Annotated in this window: 1 protein-coding gene; it reads left to right on the top strand. The window is 48.8% G+C overall.

Features of this window, described 5'->3' with window-relative positions; translation table 11 throughout:
- The coding region (cytR, locus tag R8O11_RS27465) for a DNA-binding transcriptional regulator CytR (protein ID WP_318194907.1) at positions 1–725 on the top strand (725 nt) is incomplete at both ends.

Genomic DNA, 725 nt, shown 5'->3' with positions numbered 1-725 from the left:
TCTGAAATCATTCGTGGTATCGAAGACGCAGCTATGGAACATGGCTACCTCGTACTGCTCGGTGACAGCGGCCAGCAGAAAAAACGTGAAAGCTCGTTTGTGAATCTAGTGTTCACCAAACAAGCCGATGGCATGTTACTGCTTGGCACCGACCTGCCATTTGATGTCAGCAAGCCAGAACAGAAAAACCTGCCACCAATGGTCATGGCTTGTGAGTTTGCGCCAGAGCTAGAATTACCAACCGTGCACATTGACAACCTAACGTCTGCTTTTGAAGCGGTCAATTACCTAACTCAGCTTGGCCATAAACGCATAGCACAAATTTCAGGGCCAGACACAGCGGTGTTGTGTCAGTTCCGCCAGCAAGGTTATCAACAAGCCTTGCGTCGCGCGGGGATCAGTAAAGACCCACAATACAGCGTTATCACTGAGTTTTCTTTTGACGGCGGCGCGAAAGCTGTACGTAAGTTGCTAGAACTTCCAGAGCCACCAACTGCGATTTTCTGCCACTGTGACACCATGGCAATCGGCGCAATCCAAGAAGCGAAACGACTCGGTCTGCGTGTTCCACAAGATCTGTCGGTGGTTGGTTTCGATGATATCAACTTTGCTCAATACTGCGATCCACCGTTAACGACCATTTCTCAACCTCGTTATGAAATTGGCCGCCAAGCGATGCTTATGATGCTTGAACTACTTAAAGGTCATGACGTTCATTCAGGTTC

The sequence above is a fragment of the Vibrio sp. 1288 genome (genome assembly GCF_033344475.1).
This window is presented reverse-complemented; position numbering and strand designations above follow the sequence as displayed.